Source organism: Pelagerythrobacter sp. (assembly GCF_041912895.1).
Lineage (GTDB): Bacteria > Pseudomonadota > Alphaproteobacteria > Sphingomonadales > Sphingomonadaceae > Pelagerythrobacter.
Genome location: NZ_JAYSGI010000005.1, coordinates 1 through 17,451 on the forward strand (window position 1 = coordinate 1; position 17,451 = coordinate 17,451).

Sequence of the window (17,451 nt, forward strand, 5' to 3'; positions counted from 1 at the left end):
ACCTTGTCCTCGATCCCGAACAGGCGCGCGAAATAGAGCGCGGCGAGCACGGTGGCGGGCTGCTCGCATTCGGCCACAAGCATGCGGATCGGCGCGTCCGCGTCCACGTGGCGCAGGATCTGCGCCATCGCGAGGAACTGGCGGATCGCGGTCGAGCTTTCGATCGCCAGCGCGGCGAAGTTGCTGCGCAGCGGGGTGGCGCCCGCGATCAGCTCGCGCAGGGTGACGAGCGCGCCTTGGCTCGCGAGGTCGAGCGTCTGCCCATCTTCGTCCAGCCGGCGGCGGATCGCGTTGTGGAGCTGCTTGGCGTTAACCCGGAAATGAATGCCGCCCATGCCGAGCCCGTCGGCGCGCATCGCGGCGGCCAGCGTCTTCAGCGCGACCGCGCGTTCGCCGTTCGCTTCGCGCGCCTCGCCCTGCAACTGGTCGATCAGCGGTGTCAGCGAGAGCAGCTTGGCCGGATCGTCGGCGGTCAGCTTGTTGGCGGCGGCGGAGAGCGCTTCGCCCTCGTCGAGCGGTTCGGCGAACATCGCCGCGCAATCGGCGGTGTGCGCCTGCGCTGCGCGCAGCGTATCGACCAGCGCGTGACCGCCGTCGATCGCGGCCAGCGCATCGGCATAGCGCGCGAGTCGCTCGGCCTTCTCCGCCAGCCGGAACCCGATCGAGGTGTGCCAGCCGATATCGGTGCGCCCGTCCATGTCGTAACCGACCCAGGTTGCGAAGCGGAACGGCAACGGGGCGAGCGCCTGCCATTCACCGGGCCAGCGGGTGCGCGCGGCGTGGAGCAGGTCGGCCACGATCCGGTCGCGCGCATCCTGCGCTCGTGCCATCGCGGCCATCGCCTGCCGGTGTTCGTAGGCGAGCGTGATGTCCGGCCGCTCGGCGGGCGCGGCGCAGGCGTCGGTGCCGATGTCGCCCTCGCTCGCCGCGGCGGAGGCGACGGCTTCGGACTGCGCTGGGGCGAGCAGGAAGGTCGGGTGCGCAGTGAACACCGCGTGGAGCTGCGGATGCTCCCACGCGGCGCGGAAATCCTCGAAGCTTTCCGCCCGGATGCTCGCCGCGAGCGCATCGGTGTTGGCCTGCGGGGCGACCGGCGATACCAGCCCGCGCAGCCGCCCGGCGCGGGTCATCAGCGCATCGCATTCGAGTTCGGCGATCAGGCCATCCATCTCGTCCAAATCGAGTTCGCCGCTCTCCAGGGCGCGCGACAGCTCGAGCGAGAGCTGGAACACCGGGTTGAACTGCGGCGATTCCTGCGTCTGGCGGTGCAGTTCGGCGAGCCGCGCGGCGAGGTCGGAAACGGCGGTCATGCGCTGGCTCCGTGCTGTGCCGCAAAGGCGGCGGCGGCGCCGTAGAGGCCCGGCTGGGGATGGACGATAAGCTTGACCGGGATCGCCGCCATCATCGACTGAAACCGCCCCTTGGCGGCGAACCGCTCGGCGAAACCGGAGGCGACCAGCGTCTTGCGGATGCGGTAGCCGAGCCCACCGGCGATCACCACGCCCTTCGCTCCGTGCGCCAGCGCCATGTCGCCCGCCACGCTGCCGAGCGAGAGGCAGAAGCGGTCGACCGCCGCGGCCGCGAGGCTGTCTTCCCCGCTCAGGCCCTTGGTCCAAATCTCGACGTCGTCGGCCTCGGGCACGGGGCGCTTTTCCATCGCCGCGAGCGTCTGGTAGATATCGACGATCGCGGGGCCCGAGACGACACGCTCGGCCGAGACCCGGTTGTGCCGCTTGCGCAGACGGGCGAGGATCGCATCCTCGATCAGGTCGAGCGGAGCGAAATCGACGTGCCCGCCCTCGGTCGCCGACACGCGATAGGTGCCGTCCGGCTCGCGGTAGAGGTGCGCCACGCCCAGCCCGGTGCCGGGGCCGAGCACGCTCAGCCGCCCGGTCGCGGGCAGCGGGCCGTCGGGGCCAGTGAGGTGGACGAACTGTTCCTCGGGCGCGCGCGCGACGGCGTGGGCGACCGCTTCGAAATCGTTGACGATCGTGAAGCGATCGACCCCGAGCTTCTCCTCCACCAGCGCGGGGCGGATGATCCACGGGTTGTTGGTGAAGCGGATCACCTCACCGCCGACCGGCCCGGCGATCGCCATGCTGACGGCATCGGGCAGCGTGCCGCCCTGCCGCTCGCGGAAATCCTGCCACGCGGTCTGGAAGCTGGCGTGATCCTCGGTGTGGAGCGTTTCCGGCTCGCTCAGCGTAATCGCGCCATCCGCGCCGATCGTCGCGATCGCGAAGCGCGCGTGCGTGCCGCCGATATCCACCGCCACCAGGTCCATCGATGTCTCCCTCCGGTATCTCGCCGCCGTGCTAGCAGCGCCGCCGGGCGATGCCCACGCGCCGCATACATATTCACGCGCGCGAGACCCTCACGTGCTTCTCGATGAACTCGGTCGCGCCGAAGCTGGTCATGAAGCTCACGTCGGCCGCGTCGCGCCCCACGCCGATCTTCACGATCTCGTCCGGCCGCGCCATTTCGGTGGCATCGACGAGGAACCACGCGCCGCCGCCCGGCGTGGTCGGATCGGTCAGGAACACTTCGGCTACGGCGTGGAAATCCTGCGGCGTCACGTCAGGCGCGAAGCAGCTGACGAAGCGCGCCGGGATGCCCGACGCACGCGCGAGCATGACCATGACGTGCGCGTAGTCGCGGCAGATCCCGCGCCGCTCGATGAAGCTGTCGAGCCCGGTGGTCGTGGCCGTGCTGCTGCCGGGTTCGTACGTGAAGTTGCCCGCGATCCAGTCGTGGATCGCGGCGATCCGCGCGCCGCCATCGTTGTTGCCGAACTCGGCCTCGACGAACGACTGGAAGCGGTCGGCGGGGCAATAGCGCGAATCGAACAGGTACTGCACCGCCTCGCCCGGCAGGTCGTGCGGGGGCATGTGTTCGAGCTGCGCGATCTCGGCGGGCAGGCGCGCGACCTCGACTTTCGCCTTGTAGCTGACGTCGTAGCGGCCCTCGGCGCGAATCCACACCCGCTCGCCGATATCGTCCTGCGCGTGGATGCGCGCGAAATGCTCGCCTTTCGTCACCCAAGTGTCGGTTTCGAGCAGCCTCTGCTCGGGGATCACCGCCGCTTCGAACTGCAACAGCACGTCGGTCACCTTCTCCATGCGGAAGGCGAAGTCGAGGTCGATGGAAATGGCCATGCTGACGATACGCGGGAGCCGCGCAGTTGTTTCGCATGTGCGGCAATCCTCCCCGCGTGGGGAAGATTGCCGCGAGCGTCAGAAGTCGGCGGAGATCGAGGCCTTGAAGGTACGCGGGCGGCCCTGCAGCAGCCGCTCGCCCGAGCTGGCGAAGGCGGTGTAGGCCGAGGTCCAGTAATCTTCGTCCGTCACGTTATCGACAGTGAGGCGCAGGGTCACCGGCGTGTTCGCCGCCGCGAAGACATAGCGTGCGCCCACGTCGAACCGGGTCCAGTCCTCGATCTCCAGCGTGTTGGTGTTGTTCGCGAACTGCTCCCCGGTATGCACCGCGCGGCCGGTCAGCGTGAAGCCGGGCACGAAGGGCAGGTCCCACTCCACGTTGGCGTTGATCGTGTAGTCGGGCACGCCGAGCGCGGTGTTCCCTTCGTTCTCGCCGCCGGGCGTATCCACCAGTTCGGCGTCGATCACCGAGGCGCCGCCGATCAGACGCAGCCCCTCGACGAATTCGCCGGCGACGAAGAATTCGATCCCGCGGTTCCGCTGCCGCCCGAAATCGCTGAACAGCAGCGCCCCGTCGTTATCCGGGTCCGGCCCGAGGAAGAAACTGGGCTGTTCGATCTCGAACGCCGCTAGGCTGAGGTTCACGATCCCCACGTCGAGCTTGGCGCCGACTTCGTACTGCACCGATTTCGCCGGGGGCAGTATCTGGCCCGTGTTGGTCACCGGAAGCTGTGGCCCGCCCGGAATGTCGGGATCGGTGCCAGACGTGGGCGCCGCGGGCCCCTGCGCCAGCGATTCGATGCGATTGGCGAACACGGAAACATAGGGCAACGGCTTGAACACCATGCCCGCCACCGGCGTCACCGCGTCTTCCTCGTACGGATCGGCGAGGCCGGCCTTGATCTGCTGCAGGCGTACGCCGCCGGTCACGAGGATGCGGTCGTCCCACAGGCCGATCGTGTCCGAAGCGAACACGCTGAACTGCCGCGAACGGTTGGAAACCGGCGGGTCGTTCAGATCACCGGACGCGAAGGTGACTTCGCTCGGCAGATCGACGATCACCGGATCGTAGAGGTTGGTGTCGAACCCCGCGCGAAAATCGAACGCGGTGCGGAATTCCTGCCAGTTGACGTTCGTGCCGAAGTTGATCTCGTGCGTGATCGTCTCGCCCAGCTCGATCCGCATTCCGGCCTCGATGGACTCGTTGTTGATGCGGGCGGGAATGATCGAAGCACCGCCGCTCGCCGCGCCGGTTTCGGCGTCGAGCACGGTGATCGAGCTGTAAGTGCCTTCCTCGTTGCCATCCAGCACGCCGCCGGTGACGTAGATCATCGCGTTGTCGGCAACATCGTATTCAAACCGTGCGAGGCCGAACACGTCGCGCAGTTCTGTGTTGCTGAACGGCTGGCCGTAATTGATGTCGCTGTCGGGCGCATCGGGGATCGTATCGGTGCCGATCGCCACTTGCGGCCGGAGCCGGTCGACTTCGATCCGCTGATATCCCGCATCGAGGAAGAACCGCGCGTTCTCGCCCTGCCAGTCGAACGATCCGCTCGCCACCAGCGTTTCGCGGAACTCGTCGTCGATCGATACGTCGCCGCTGCGATAGGCGGCGTTGACGCGCAGGCCCATGTCCTCGCCGTTGCCGAACCGGCGCGAGACGTCCACGCTGCCGCCGAAATGCGCGCTGGAGACGTAGTTTGCCGTCACGCGGGTCACCGGATCGGGCGTCGCGCGCTTGAGCTGGAGGTTCACGTTGCCGCCGATCCCGCTGCCGCCCGGCGCCGCGCCGTTCAGGAAGGCGCTGGCGCCGTTCAGAACCTGCACGCCCGAATAGAGCTCGGGCGAAACGAGCTGGCGCGGCGTCACGCCGTAGAGCCCGTTCATGCCGATATCGTCACCGAACAGCGGGAACCCGCGGATCACGAACTGTTCGGACGCGTTGCCGAAGCCGTAGAACGTGCGGACCGACGGATCGTTTTCCAGCACTTCGCCCAGCGTCAGCGGCTGCTGGTTCACGATCAGGGTTTCGTCGAACGTGCGCACCACGAACGGCACGTCGATCGAATCCTTGTTGCCCAGTGCCCCCAAGTCACCGCCGTTCACCACCTCGGTCGCGTTCTCGCGCTGGGCGGTGACGACGATCTCGCTGGCGCTGTCTTGCGCCACGGCGGGCGCGGAGGTTGCGGCGAGGGCGAGGGCGGACGCGGTGAGGGTGTGACGAACGCGCATTTGTCAGGTCTTTCTCTGCTGGGAAGGTCGGTTGCGCCGCTGCCACGCGGCGAGGATGGCGATGATCGGCAGCGCGAGCAGCGCCCAAGCGGCAAGGTCGGGCGCGCCTTCGCCGGTGAGGCCGAGCACGAGGCCCGCGCAGCTCGCTGCGAACAGCGCGATCGGCAGCGCAAACACGCGGCCGAGCGTCTGCGGTGGGCGCTTGGGGGAGGGCGCGCGGCTCATGCCGGCTGCTCCGCCGCGCCGCGGTGGATTTCGGACACGCGCCGCTCGATCTGGTCGGGGCTGCGCCGCCACCACAGCAGCACGCCGGTCCACAGCACCCAGATCGTCGCCGCGGTCAGCAGCGCCCAGATGATCTTGAGCGGCAGCCCGCCGTAATCGCCGAAATGCAGCGGCTTCGACATCATCAGCGCCTGGTTGAGCGCGGGCATCGAGCGGGCATCGACCAGCGCGCCAGTTTCGGCGTCGATCAGCGCGGGGGTGAGCAGGTTTTCCGTCAGCGGGCGGTCGCCCTGGAAGAACACGGCATAGTGGCGCGCGGTGCTCCACGCGCCGCCGGGAAAGCCGATGAACTGCGGGGACTGGCCGGGCAGGCGCGCCTTGGCCTGCGCCATCGCGACGTCGAGCGAGCCGTAGTCCTCGGGCGGCAGCGCCTGCGTGCCGCCGTATTCGGCGGTCATCTCGGCCAGCTCGCCTTCGCGCCAGCTGTCGGTCAGCGGATCGGCGAAGGCATTGATGACCCCGGTACCGCCGACCACCAGTGCCCAGGCGAGGATCACGATCCCGGCGAGGTTGTGCTGGTCCAGCCGGCCGACGCGGCGGCTCTTGTCCATGCGGAGCGCGCCGAAGCGCAGACGCCGCATAAACGGCGCGTAGAGCACCGTGCCGGAGATCAGCGCGATCACCATCAGCGCGCCCATCACGCCGAGGAACCACATCCCCGGCTGGCCGAGGAACATGTCGGTGTGGAGCTGGAGGAGGAAATCCATCACCCCGTCCTCGGTGATCGCGCCCAGCGATTCGCCCGTCGCGCGGTTGAACAGCATCAGCGTCATCTGGTCGCCCGGCGCATCGGGGGCGGGGCCGGTGGTGACGGTCAGCAGCGGGCTCTCCTGATCGAACGCCATGAACAGCGGCACTTCGCCCGGCGGCCGCTCGGCCAGCGCGGTGGCGAGCATTGTATCGAGCGGCAGTCCGTCGTCGGCCGATGCCGGGCCGGGCAGGGTGGCGGCGGTGGTGGCGCCTTCGAGCGATTCGATCTCGTCGTGGAAGATCAGCGGCAGCCCGGTCAGGCACAGCATCAGCAGGAACACCGTGGGCACGATGCTGCTCCACTTGTGGACCAGATACCAGGCGCGGATCGTGCTGCGTCGCATGGCGCGGGCGACTATGCCGTGGCGCGTTGCGCGTCAATGATAATCAATCGCAATAACGCGACGCCGCGTGTCGGGCGGCGCGTGCAAAAGCGTTTTCCTACACGGTGCCGTGGGCTTACCGTGCGGCCCGCTCTTTCCCATCGTCGATCGTCCGCGCGCCATCGTCCGGCGCGGCATTGCAGCCTCGGGACGGGGGTAACTTTTTTGGCTCAGGACAGTGTAACAACCGGTCCATGTCTCCCGGCCGAGCGGGCGTCAGGATCGCCCGACGGGCACCGCGAACAGGTCGTGCGCGTCGGCATCCTCGACCAGCACGTCCACGATATCGCCCGGCTGGAGCGTTTCGGGCACGTTGCGCAGGAACACCTGCCCGTCGATCTCGGGCGCGTCGGCCTGACTGCGCGCGGTCGCGCCCACGTCGCCGTCCTCGTCGGGCTCGCCGACCTCGTCGACGATCACCGGCAGCGTGCGGCCGACCTTGGCGGCAAGCTTGGCCGCGCTGATCCGCTCGGTGACTTCCATCAGCCGGGCGTAGCGCTCCTCCTTCACCGCTTCTGGCACCGGATCGGGCAGGGCATTCGCCGCCGCGCCCTCGACCTGTTCGAAGCGGAAACCTCCCACGCGGTCGAGTTGGGCTTCCTCGAGCCAGTCGAGCAGGTAGCGAAAGTCGTCCTCGGTCTCGCCGGGGAAGCCGACCACGAAGCTGGAGCGGATCGTGAGCTCGGGCGCGATCGCCCGCCATTTGCGGATACGCTCGAGCACCTTGGCCTCGTTCGCCGGGCGCTTCATCGCCTTCAGCACCTTGGGCGCGGCGTGCTGGAACGGGATGTCGAGGTAGGGCGTCAGCAGCCCCTCGGCCATCAGCGGGATCACCGCGTCGACGTGGGGGTAGGGGTAGACGTAGTGCAGCCGTACCCACGGCGGCGCGCCTTCGGGGGTACGCAACTGACCGAGCTCACGCGCGAGGTCGGTCATGTGAGCGCGGACCGGATGGCCTTTCCAATCGCGCTCCTCGTGCCGGGTATCGACGCCGTAGGCGCTGGTATCCTGGCTGATGACCAGCAGTTCCTTCGTCCCCGCCGCGACCAGCTTCTCCGCCTCGCGCAGCACCGCGTCGATCCGCCGGCTGGCCAGCTTCCCGCGCAGTTGCGGGATGATGCAGAAGGCGCAGCTGTGATTGCAGCCCTCGGAAATCTTGAGATAGCTGTAGTGGCGCGGCGTCAGCTTCACGTCGGGCTGCGGGATCAGGTCGATGAACGGCCCCTGGCTCGGCGGTGCGGCGCGGTGCACTTCTTCGACCACCGCCTCGTACTGGTGCGCGCCGGTCACCGCGAGCACCGACGGGTGCGCGGCGCGGATCGCGTCGGCTTCCTCGCCCATGCAGCCGGTCACGATCACGCGGCCGTTCTCGGCGATCGCCTCGCCGATCGCGGCCAGGCTCTCCTCCTTGGCGCTGTCGAGGAAGCCGCAGGTGTTGACCAGCACGACGTCCGCCCCGGCATAGTCGGGGCTCATCGCGTAGCCGTCGGCGCGCAGGCGGGTGAGGATGCGCTCGCTGTCGACGAGCGCCTTGGGACAGCCGAGGCTGACCATCCCGACCTTCTTCTGGTCGGGGATCGCGGTGGTGGCGGTGGCGGACATTGCGCCGCGCGCCCTACACCTATGCCGCGCTTTGCGCTAGCAGGGATGCGCAACGAAGGAGAACGCTTCGGTGGGTCCGGTAAATTGGATTGCAGTGGTGGTCGCCGCGCTGGCCGCGGGCGCGCTGGCATTCGTGTGGTTCGGCCCGGTGTTCGGCCGGGCGAAAGCGCGCAAGGTAGCACCCGGCAGGATCGCGCTGCGCCGCCGGCCCGAGCTGGTGGCGGCGATCACCGGCGCGCTGCTGCTGCTCACCTCCGCCATGATGGGGCACATGTTCGCCCGCGTGGGGGAAGCGACGCTGGCGGCGAAGCCGTGGCTCTATTTCATGATGTCGGGCGGGCTGGCGCTCGCGTTCGTCATCCCCGCGCTGTGGATCAGCTTCAGCCATATCCGCGTGCCCACGCGCGTCGCGCTGATCGACGCGGGGTACTGGCTTGCGGCCTATCTCGGCATGGGCGCGGTGTTCCTGCTGCTGGCCTGATCGCCGCGCTCGTCCATGTCGGACTCCTTCTCCACCGTGGGCAGGATCTCGACCACGATGTCTCCCGCCTGCAATTTCTGGCACCCGGCTTCCCAGAACCCCAGCGCCTCGCCATCGCGATAGACGCGCACCCCGCGCCCGCCGCTGGCCAGGGCGTCGAGCGATCCGCCGATCTCTTCGGGCAGCACCGGCCGCTCGACCAGATGCACGCGCCCGCTGAACGATGCGAGGTCGGCCATGTAGTCGGCGATGTGCGTGCCGCGCGCGCTGCCCGCCAGCAGCAGGCCGGTGAAACGCACCGGGTTGATGACGTTGTCCGCGCCCGCCTGCCGCGCGAGCAACTCGTTGTCCTCCGCCCGCACGACCACGCTGATCGGCACGTTCGGGGCCAGATGGCGCACGGTCAGCACGATGAGGATCGAGGCGTCGTCGCGCCCGGCGGAAACCAGCACGGTGCTCGCTTCGGTGATGCGCACCGCCATCAGGCTGTCGTCGCGCGTGGCATCGGCTGCCATCACGTTGCAGCCGAGCGCCTCGGCCTCGGCCAGACGCTCCTGCCGCGTGTCCATCACCACGATGCAGTGCGGGTCGGTGCCGCGCTCGATCAGTTCGGCGACGGCTTCCGAGCCGGAGACGCCGAAGCCCAGCACCACGACATGGTCCGAAAGTTTTTCCTGGATGCGGGCCATGCGCCATTTCTCCCAGCTGCGTCTAATGATGAAATCGTAAGCCGCGCCCACGAAGATGAAGATCACGGCGAAGCGGATCGGGGTGACGATCACCGCCTCGACCAGCCGTGCGCGATCGCTGATCGGGGCGATGTCGCCGAATCCGGTCGTAGTGATCGAGATCATGGTGAAATAAACGACATCGAGGAACGACACTTCGCCGTCCAGATTGTCGACCAGCCCGTCGCGATCCCACCAGTGGATCATCACGACGAGGAACACGAGTCCCAGCGCCGCGCCGAGGCGAATGCCCAGATCGGCCCAGACGGGCACCTTGAGCGCGCGCCGCAGAGGCTGGAAGCGCGGCCCGCGCATGCGCCGCCGCCTGCCGTCCGCCGCCGACCGGAAACCAAAGTCGTTCATTCGCCGCGTCGCCCGGGCAGCTTGCTCGCCGGATCGACGTCGCGCCCGTCCTTGCGGATTTCGAAATGCAGCTCGGTACGCTTCGCCGCGCCGGCATCGCCCGCCAGCCCGATTCGCTCGCCGGTCTTGACGATATCGCCCTTCTTCACGGTCAGTTTCGACAGGTGGCCATAGGATGTCTGCCAACCGTTGCCGTGGTCGATCAGCACCTGCCGCCCGAAGCGCGTCGGCTCCTCACCCGCGAACACCACCGAGCCGCTGGCCGCCGCGCGAACCATTTCGAGTGGATTGGCGGCGATATCGATCCCATCGTGCGTGTCGGAAAAGCCGAGCAATACAGCGCCGTCATGCGGCCAGCGGAAATAGGGCTCGGTGCGCGCCTTGGGTGTGGGCGGCGGCGTGGTCGCCACGGCAGGAACGATCAGCCGCTGCCCGGTCTTGACGGTGTAGGGCGGCTCCAGCCCGTTGGCGATCGCGAGCTGGGGGAAAGGCACCGCGTAACGCCGGGCGATTGCATGGCCGGTTTCGCCCGCCTTGACCGTGTGGTGGCGCTGGCGCGGGATCGTCAATGTCTGCCCGGCCTGCACGTCGTAAGGTTCGACGAGGCCGTTGGCGGCGGCGATTACCCCGGCGGGCACTTGCGCGCGGTTGGCGATGCCGTTCAATGTCTCGCCGTCCTGCACCACGTGCCGCGTTTCGGTCGCGGGATCGGTCGCCGCGATCAGCAGCGGAAGCGCGGCGAGCAGGCCGAGCCGTAGCATCAGCCGTAACGCTCGCCCAGTTCGCCGAGCGAGGCGTGATGCGTGAGATCGAGCTGCAACGGCGTCACTGCGACATAGCCCTCGTCGATCGCCTCCAGGTCGGTGCCATGATCGAGCGTGTGCTCGATCGCTTCCAGCCCGAACCAGTAATACTTGTATCCGCGTGGGTCACGACCCTCGACGACGGTGCCGCGCGAATAATCGTGGAAACCCTGACGCACCACGCGGATGCCCTTCACCTCGTCGGGCGGCAGTGCGGGGAAGTTGACGTTGACCAGCGTGCGCTTGGGCAGCGGCGCGTCGAGCAGCGGGGCGAGCACTTTGGCGCCCCATTCACGCGCCGCGCCGAACGGCACTTCGTCGCCCATGCCTTCGCGCGCATAGACCTGGCTCAGCGCGATCGCGCGCACGCCCGCCAGCGCGCCTTCGATGGCGGCGGAGACGGTGCCCGAATAGGTGATGTCGTCTGCCAGGTTCGCGCCGCGGTTGACGCCCGAAAGGATCACGTCGGGCGCGCCGTCCATCGCCTTGCGCAGCCCCATCGTCACCGCGTCGGTCGGCGTGCCGGTGACGGAAAAGCGCCGCTCGTCGTGGCGGCGCATACGCACGGGGCGGGTCAGCGTGAGCGAGTGGCCAGTGCCCGACTGCTCCTCGCTCGGTGCGCAGATCCAGATATCGTCGCTGAACTCGCGCGCGATTTCCTCGAGCACCGCGAGGCCCGGAGCATGGATGCCGTCGTCGTTGGTCAGGAGAATACGCATCAGGCCGTCGCCTCCAGCCGCTCGATCCCGCCCATATACGGCAGCAGCGCCTCGGGCACGTCGATCGAGCCGTCCTCCTGCTGATAGTTCTCCAGCACCGCCACCAGCGCGCGCCCGACCGCGAGGCCCGAGCCGTTGAGGGTGTGCACGAACTCGGTCTTCTTCGATCCTTCCGGCTTGTAGCGCGCGTTCATCCGCCGCGCCTGATAGTCGCCGCAGTTCGAGCACGAGCTGATCTCGCGCCACGCGCCTTGCCCCGGCAGCCAGACCTCGAGATCGTAGGTCTTGCGCGCCGTCGCGCCCATGTCACCGGCGCAGAGCAGCATCTTGCGATAAGGCAGGCCGAGCGCCTGGAGCACGCCCTCGGCGCATTCGGTCATCCGCTCGTGCTCGGCCTCGCTGTCCTCGGGCCGGACGACGCCGACCAGTTCGACCTTCTCGAACTGATGCTGGCGGATGAAGCCGCGCGTGTCCTTGCCCGCCGCGCCCGCTTCGGAGCGGAAGCACGGGGTCAGCGCGGTCATGCGGATCGGAAATTCGCCTTCGTCGACAATCTGCTCGCGCACCGCGTTGGTCAGGCTCACCTCGGCGGTCGGGATCAGCCAGCGATCGTCGGTAGTGCGGAACAGGTCTTCGGCGAACTTGGGAAGCTGGCCGGTGCCGAACGCAGCCTCGTCGCGCACCATCAGCGGCGGGGCGCATTCAACATAGCCGTTCTCGCCCGTCTGCCGGTCGAGCATGAACTGGCCGAGCGCGCGGTGCAGCCGGGCCATGGCCCCGCGCAGGAAAGTGAAGCGTGCGCCCGCGATCGCCGCGCCGGTTTCGAAATCCATCCCCAGCGCGGGGCCGAGGTCGGCATGTTCCTTGGGCGTAAAGGCGAATTCGCGCCGCTCGCCCCATTGCGCGATCTCGACGTTGCCGCTCTCGTCCTCGCCCGGCGGCACGTCGGCGGCGGGGAGGTTGGGCAGGCGGGCGAGCGCGTCGTCGAGTTTGGCGCTCAGGGCGCGATCCTCGTCCTCCAGCGCGGGCAGCGTCTGCTTCAATTCGGCGACTTCGGCCTTGAGCGCTGCGGCGCGGGCCGTGTCGCCTTGCGCCATCGCCTGACCGATTGCCTTCGAGGCCTCGTTGCGGCGGCCCTGCGCCTCCTGCATCCGCGTGGTCACCTCGCGCCGCTTGGCATCGAGCGCGATCAGGCTGTCGGCGACCGGCGCCGCGCCGCGTTTGGCGAGGGCGGCATCGAACGCTTGCGGGTCGTCGCGGATCAGGCGGATATCGTGCATGGGCGCGGCCTATGCCTCACTGAAGCTGGCATTTCCAGCGGCTTCAGGAACGCGACAGCGCCGCGGCGGTAATCAGCGCCATGAGCACACGTGCCAATGCCAAGCGGCCGCCGGGGCGGACCCCGTTCATCGACGTTCTCGACAGCGCGATCCGCGGCGGGCGCAAGCTCGGCGCGGTCGGCCCGGCACGGCTGGAGAAGGATTTCCTGCTCGAACGGGCCTGCGAGGATACGGGGCTCGACGATTTCGGCGACCGCTGGTTCGAAGGCCCGATGGAAGTGCTGCTCGAGGCCGTGCGGCGCGAGTCACGGCTGAACGCGGCGGGCGACTGGGCGGCGATGCAGCAATTCCAGCACATCCTGCGCGACCGGCTGCTGGCGCAGATGTGGTTCAGGCGGCGCCCCGAGATCCTCGCCCGGCCGATGCCGCGCCCGGTGGTGATCGTCGGCCCGATGCGTTCGGGCACCACGCGGATGCACCGCCTGCTCGCGGGCGACCGTCGGTTCAGCCACATGCGCAGCTTCGAGACGATCAGCCCGGTGCCGCACCCCGATTTCGAGGAAGTTCTCGATGGTCGCCGCGCGGACTCCCGCCCGGTGCTCGCCGCGCGGATCATGAAGGTCGCGCGGCTCGCCAATCCGCGCACGCTCTCGATCCACCCGACCGGGCCGTTCGAGCCGGAGGAGGAACTGGGCCTGCTCGTCGCCAGCATGTGGGGCATGAAGCACGAAGCGCAGTGGCACGTGCCCAGCTACGGCCGCTGGTGCGAGGGCGAGAGCGCGGTGCCCGCCTATCGCCACATGGCCGATCTGTTGCGCCTGGTCGGCTGGTCGCAGCAGGTTTCTTCGCTCCGGCCCTGGATCCTCAAGACCCCGCAGCACATGCTGGATCTGCCCGCGCTGCTGGAGGTGTTCCCCGACGCGCGGGTGATCTTCACCCACCGCGATCCGATGAAAGTCGTCGGCAGCGCGGCCTCGCTCGCGTGGAACCAGACGGTGATCTATTCCGACCACGCCGATCCGCACCGGATCGGGCGCGAGTGGCTGCACAAGACCGCGCTGCAGGTCGAACGCATGCGCGATGCGCGCTCCGCGATCCCCGACGAACGCAAGATCGACGTGCAGTACGAGGACATGGAGCGCGACTGGCGCGGCACGATGGCGCGCGTCTATCGCTTCCTCGAACTCGACATGGACCCGGCGGTCCCGGCGATGGAAGGCTACATGCACCGCGCCTGCGCGCTCAAGCGCAGGCCGCACGCCTACAGCCTCGCCGAATTCGGGCTGACCGACGCCGATGTGCGCGACCGCCTGAGCGACTACACGCGCGACTTCGGCATCCCCATCGAAGGCGAGGGCGGCGCGGCCGAGCCTCGGCCGCGCGCCCGCTTCAGTATTTCAGCGTCGCGGTGACGAAGACCTGCCGCGGATTGCCGTAGAACGCCGTCGCCGTGCCCTCCAGCCCGAGCGAAGGCACCGGTTGGCCGTTCGCGCCGGTCACGGGCAGGCCCGTGGCCGGGTCGACCACGAGGAACTGATATCCGGAGGTCTTGTACCGCTTGTCGAGGATGTTCTTCGCGTGGACGCCGATCGAATAGCGATCGCCGCCGAACGAGTAAACGAGGCTCGCATCCCACAACGCATAAGCGTCCTGATCGAGGTAGGGGCTGGGATATTCGAACTGCTGGGTCTTGCTGCGATAGGACACCGTGGTCGAGGCGTTGAGATCGGCATCCGCGCCCATCGGGATTACGCCGCCCAGCGTGCCCGACGCGGTCCAGGTCGGCGTGTTCTGGATATCGGTGATGTCGGACACGTCGGTGCCGAGATTGCCGACGAACTCGTCGTACTCCGCGTCGATATAGCCGAGCGTGCCGGCGAACGTCATGCGCGAGCCCGCGCCCGCGAAGCCGCGCGCGAAGCTGGCGGAGGTTTCGAACTCCAGCCCCTTGAACGTCGCCGACGCGGCATTGGTGGTGACGCCGGAGAACCCCTCGAACACACCGTCGCCATCGGCATCGATGCCGATCGATCCGGGAACCTGCACGTTGGTGTAGTCGGCATAGAACCCGGTAAGCGCGAAGTTGAGATCGCCGCCGAGCGCCGAGCCCTTCACACCCGCTTCGTAGCTGTCGACCTCTTCCGGTTCGAACAGCAGGAAATCGTAGATTTCGTCGTAGCTGAACGCGCCATCGCCGTTCACGTCGATCGCCGGGGCATTGGCGCTACCGCGCGGATCGAACCCGCCGCCCTTGAAGCCTTTCGAATAGGACGCGTAGACCATCACCTCGTCGCTGACGTCGTAGGAGATAGAGGCGCGCGGCGTGAACTTCTTGAACCGCGCTTCGCCCCGGAAATCGGTAATCGGCACGCCGAGCCCGATGCCGGTGCCGCCGAATTCGGGATCTGCACCCAGGATGCGGTTCTGCTTGAACACCACGCTGTCGCGATCGTCGACGGTATAGCGCCCGCCCGCCGACAGGTGCAGCCGGTCGGTCACGTCGAAGGTGAAATCGCCGAACACCGACCAGGTATCGGTGCGCACGTCGCCGATCGTCTGCTGGCCGAAACCGGTAAGGCCCAGCGTTTCGCCCGTGGGGAACAGCAGCACGTCGAACTTGGTGTAGGCGCGCGCGTCGAGATAGTAGAACCCGACGAGGCCGCTCAGTCGGTCACTTTCATAGAGCAGTTGCAGTTCCTGGCTGATCTGTTCGTTGCGATAGACCGCGGGCACGTCGACATCGACGGCAGGCAGCGCGTCGAAGTCGATCGGGGTGAAGCTGGTATCCTCGCGCCATGCGCTGATCGATCGAAACGTGAAATTGTCGCTCAGTTCGGCGGTAACGTTCATTGCAAGGCCGTAGGCTTCCACGTCCTGATCGGGTGCGTTGAGGCCGGCGCGGGTGTCGAACTCGTCGTCCAGCACCGGCGCTCCGGACACGAGGCCGGGGATCAGGCGGTGGCCGTTGCGCGGATCGGACTTGTCGCGGGTGTAGTCGCCCGAAATGCGGATCAGCACCGGCTCGCCGTGCCCGCCCAGTTCGAACGTGCCGCGCGCGGCCCACACGTCCTTGTTGTAGTTCTCGACCCCGTCGAGATTGAGGTTGTCGCCGAAGCCGCCGCGAGACAGCCGCGCCACCGAGCCGCCGACGCGCACCAGATCGCCGATCGGCGCGCTCGCGGTGACGACGCCCTCGGCCTGGTCGTACGTGCCGTAAGTGCCGCGCACCTTGAGGCTGAAGTCCTGCGGCAGTTCGCGCGTCACGTATTTCACCGCGCCGCCGATCGTGTTGCGGCCGTAGAGCGTGCCTTGCGGGCCGCGCAGCACTTCGATCCGCTCGACGTCGTAGATATCGAGCACGGCGGCCTGCGGGCGGTTGAGATAGACGTCGTCGAGATAGATGCCCACGCCCGCCTCGAACCCCGGCACCGGATCCTGCTGGCCCACGCCGCGAATGAAGGCGCTGAGCGTGGAATTGGTCCCGCGCGAGGTCTCCAGCGTGGTGTTGGGGGTGACGTTGGCGATATCGGTGATGTCGAGCGCGCCGCGCGCTTCCAGCGCCTCGCCGGAAAACGCCGTGACCGCGATCGGCACGTCGTTGAGGCTTTCCTCGCGGCGGCGCGCGGTGACGACGATCACGTCGGAAGTGTCGGCGACGGACGCCTGCTCCGGCGGCTGTGTGCCGACCTTGGCCTCCTGCGCGGCGGCGGGGCTGCCGACAAGGGCGGCGGTCGCGGCGCCGGTCAAAAGAGCAGCCGCCACGCGTAAACGAGACACTTTCATCGATCCTCTCCCAAAATCCTTTGACCCCTCGATATTGAAACATGAACCGACTTTCAAGTTTTCTCTTGCCGGATATGGTCATGCGGCCTAGCCATGGCGTCATGGGAATGGGGAAACCGGCACACGAGGCGGAGACCGCCAAGCAGCCGCGCACCGATCGCGGGCGGCGGACGCTGCGCAAACTGCTCGATGCGGCGGCGATCGAATTCGGCGAAAAGGGCTTCCACGAAGCTTCGATCAGCGCGATCACCGCGCGCGCCGGAACCGCGCTCGGCAGCTTCTACACCTACTTCGATTCGAAGGACGCGATCTTCCAGGCACTGGTGCGCGACATGAGCGAAGCGGTGAAAGTCGCCGCGCGCGACGCGCTGGACGAGCCGGCATCCGCGCTCGAGCGCGAGCGCATGGCGCTTACCGCGTTCCTCCGCTTCGCCGCCGAACACAAGGAAGTCTACCGGATCATCGACGAGGCCGAATTCGTCGATCCCGAGAGCTATCGCCGCCACTACGAAACGACCGGAGCCCGTATCCTCGATCGTCTGCGCGAAGGTGGCCGCGCGGGCGAGCTACGCGGCGATCTGGAGGAAGCCCACGCTTGGGCGATCATGGGCATGAACGTCTTCCTCGGCCTGCGCTACGCCGTCTGGAACGGCGGAGAGCGCTCGGCGGACGAGGTCGCCGCGATCGCGCACGACCTGCTCGCAAGGGGCATCGCTGCCGATCGTTGAAAAGATGGTGGGCGCGGCAAGGATTGAACTTGCGACCCCACCCGTGTGAAGGGTGTGCTCTACCACTGAGCTACGCGCCCGCCGGAGTGCTTGCCCGGTCGTCTGGATCGGGGCCGCCTCCACGGCAGGGGCGCGCCTTTGCCACGCGCCGCGGGGCTT

At 67.9% G+C, this 17,451-nt stretch carries 14 protein-coding genes, 1 tRNA gene and 1 pseudogene; 3 read left to right on the forward strand and 13 right to left on the reverse strand.

Translation table 11 applies throughout. The annotated features are described in order from the left end of the window. The 7 genes and pseudogenes from ACE3QC_RS13050 to rimO form a co-directional block, all read right to left on the reverse strand. Positions 1–1,310: pseudogene (locus ACE3QC_RS13050) on the reverse strand (phosphoenolpyruvate carboxylase); the annotation flags it as partial. Then, positions 1,307–2,284: a glucokinase gene (gene glk / locus ACE3QC_RS13055; protein ID WP_374408934.1), complete on the reverse strand. Its 978-nt coding sequence runs from the start codon at positions 2,282–2,284 to the stop codon at positions 1,307–1,309. The gene glk and the pseudogene ACE3QC_RS13050, both read right to left, overlap by 4 nt. Before the next feature lie 73 nt (positions 2,285–2,357). Beyond that, positions 2,358–3,155 (reverse strand): transglutaminase family protein, encoded by a 798-nt coding sequence (locus ACE3QC_RS13060; RefSeq protein ID WP_374408936.1) that lies wholly within the window; start codon positions 3,153–3,155, stop codon positions 2,358–2,360. 78 nt (positions 3,156–3,233) lie between these two features. Next, positions 3,234–5,387, reverse strand: coding sequence for a TonB-dependent receptor (locus ACE3QC_RS13065; RefSeq protein ID WP_374408938.1), 2,154 nt, complete (start codon positions 5,385–5,387; stop codon positions 3,234–3,236). A 3-nt stretch (positions 5,388–5,390) separates the two neighbouring features. Next, positions 5,391–5,612: a hypothetical protein gene (locus ACE3QC_RS13070; RefSeq protein ID WP_374408940.1), complete on the reverse strand. Its 222-nt coding sequence runs from the start codon at positions 5,610–5,612 to the stop codon at positions 5,391–5,393. After that, entirely contained in the window at positions 5,609–6,766 is a 1,158-nt protein-coding gene (locus ACE3QC_RS13075) for a PepSY-associated TM helix domain-containing protein (RefSeq protein WP_374408942.1), read from the reverse strand. The genes ACE3QC_RS13070 and ACE3QC_RS13075 overlap by 4 nt, the downstream gene beginning before the upstream one ends. 255 nt (positions 6,767–7,021) lie before the next feature. Next, complete coding sequence (gene rimO / locus ACE3QC_RS13080) at positions 7,022–8,407, reverse strand: 30S ribosomal protein S12 methylthiotransferase RimO (protein WP_374408944.1); 1,386 nt, start codon at positions 8,405–8,407, stop codon at positions 7,022–7,024. Positions 8,408–8,477: 70 nt separating this feature from the next. On the opposite strand from rimO, the gene ACE3QC_RS13085 reads away from it, so the two are divergent. Beyond that, positions 8,478–8,888, forward strand: a complete 411-nt coding sequence (locus ACE3QC_RS13085; RefSeq protein WP_374408946.1) for a DUF1761 domain-containing protein — start codon at positions 8,478–8,480, stop codon at positions 8,886–8,888. On the opposite strand, the gene ACE3QC_RS13090 is transcribed toward ACE3QC_RS13085, so the two are convergent. The 4 genes from ACE3QC_RS13090 to serS are packed head-to-tail and all read right to left on the reverse strand — an operon-like array spanning position 8,849 to position 12,781. Continuing rightward, entirely contained in the window at positions 8,849–9,979 is a 1,131-nt protein-coding gene (locus ACE3QC_RS13090; protein WP_374408947.1) for a TrkA family potassium uptake protein, read from the reverse strand. The two genes, ACE3QC_RS13085 and ACE3QC_RS13090, sit on opposite strands and share 40 nt — an antisense overlap. Beyond that, positions 9,976–10,740 carry a peptidoglycan DD-metalloendopeptidase family protein gene (locus ACE3QC_RS13095; protein ID WP_374408948.1) on the reverse strand — a complete coding sequence of 255 codons (765 nt, stop codon included), beginning with the start codon at positions 10,738–10,740 and terminating at the stop codon, positions 9,976–9,978. Before ACE3QC_RS13095 ends, ACE3QC_RS13090 begins: the two co-directional genes overlap by 4 nt. Next, complete coding sequence (gene surE, locus ACE3QC_RS13100) at positions 10,740–11,501, reverse strand: 5'/3'-nucleotidase SurE (protein WP_374408949.1); 762 nt, start codon at positions 11,499–11,501, stop codon at positions 10,740–10,742. Before surE ends, ACE3QC_RS13095 begins: the two co-directional genes overlap by 1 nt. Continuing rightward, positions 11,501–12,781 (reverse strand): serine--tRNA ligase, encoded by a 1,281-nt coding sequence (gene serS, locus ACE3QC_RS13105; protein ID WP_374408951.1) that lies wholly within the window; start codon positions 12,779–12,781, stop codon positions 11,501–11,503. The genes surE and serS overlap by 1 nt, the downstream gene beginning before the upstream one ends. A gap of 80 nt (positions 12,782–12,861) precedes the next feature. Between serS and ACE3QC_RS13110 the strand changes: the two genes are divergently transcribed. Beyond that, a complete protein-coding gene (locus ACE3QC_RS13110; RefSeq protein WP_374408953.1) occupies positions 12,862–14,193 on the forward strand; it encodes a sulfotransferase in 1,332 nt (443 codons plus the stop codon). On the opposite strand, the gene ACE3QC_RS13115 is transcribed toward ACE3QC_RS13110, so the two are convergent. Then, positions 14,171–16,564, reverse strand: coding sequence for a TonB-dependent receptor (locus ACE3QC_RS13115; protein ID WP_374408955.1), 2,394 nt, complete (start codon positions 16,562–16,564; stop codon positions 14,171–14,173). The genes ACE3QC_RS13110 and ACE3QC_RS13115 overlap by 23 nt on opposite strands. Before the next feature lie 101 nt (positions 16,565–16,665). Between ACE3QC_RS13115 and ACE3QC_RS13120 the strand changes: the two genes are divergently transcribed. After that, positions 16,666–17,292: a TetR/AcrR family transcriptional regulator gene (locus ACE3QC_RS13120; RefSeq protein ID WP_374408956.1), complete on the forward strand. Its 627-nt coding sequence runs from the start codon at positions 16,666–16,668 to the stop codon at positions 17,290–17,292. A gap of 5 nt (positions 17,293–17,297) precedes the next feature. Here ACE3QC_RS13120 and ACE3QC_RS13125 read toward each other — a convergent pair. Further along, positions 17,298–17,372 (reverse strand) — tRNA-Val (locus ACE3QC_RS13125). Positions 17,373–17,451: the final 79 nt, after the last annotated feature.

Coding starts and splice junctions, on each gene's coding strand:
- ACE3QC_RS13110 (WP_374408953.1), top strand. CDS start 12,862: ATGAGCACACGTGCCAATGCCAAGCGGCCGCCGGGGCGGACCCCGTTC.
- rimO (WP_374408944.1), bottom strand. CDS start 8,407: ATGTCCGCCACCGCCACCACCGCGATCCCCGACCAGAAGAAGGTCGGG.
- ACE3QC_RS13065 (WP_374408938.1), bottom strand. CDS start 5,387: ATGCGCGTTCGTCACACCCTCACCGCGTCCGCCCTCGCCCTCGCCGCA.
- surE (WP_374408949.1), bottom strand. CDS start 11,501: ATGCGTATTCTCCTGACCAACGACGACGGCATCCATGCTCCGGGCCTC.
- ACE3QC_RS13115 (WP_374408955.1), bottom strand. CDS start 16,564: ATGAAAGTGTCTCGTTTACGCGTGGCGGCTGCTCTTTTGACCGGCGCC.
- ACE3QC_RS13120 (WP_374408956.1), top strand. CDS start 16,666: ATGGGAATGGGGAAACCGGCACACGAGGCGGAGACCGCCAAGCAGCCG.
- ACE3QC_RS13095 (WP_374408948.1), bottom strand. CDS start 10,740: ATGCTACGGCTCGGCCTGCTCGCCGCGCTTCCGCTGCTGATCGCGGCG.
- glk (WP_374408934.1), bottom strand. CDS start 2,284: ATGGACCTGGTGGCGGTGGATATCGGCGGCACGCACGCGCGCTTCGCG.
- ACE3QC_RS13060 (WP_374408936.1), bottom strand. CDS start 3,155: ATGGCCATTTCCATCGACCTCGACTTCGCCTTCCGCATGGAGAAGGTG.
- serS (WP_374408951.1), bottom strand. CDS start 12,781: ATGCACGATATCCGCCTGATCCGCGACGACCCGCAAGCGTTCGATGCC.
- ACE3QC_RS13075 (WP_374408942.1), bottom strand. CDS start 6,766: ATGCGACGCAGCACGATCCGCGCCTGGTATCTGGTCCACAAGTGGAGC.
- ACE3QC_RS13070 (WP_374408940.1), bottom strand. CDS start 5,612: ATGAGCCGCGCGCCCTCCCCCAAGCGCCCACCGCAGACGCTCGGCCGC.
- ACE3QC_RS13090 (WP_374408947.1), bottom strand. CDS start 9,979: ATGAACGACTTTGGTTTCCGGTCGGCGGCGGACGGCAGGCGGCGGCGC.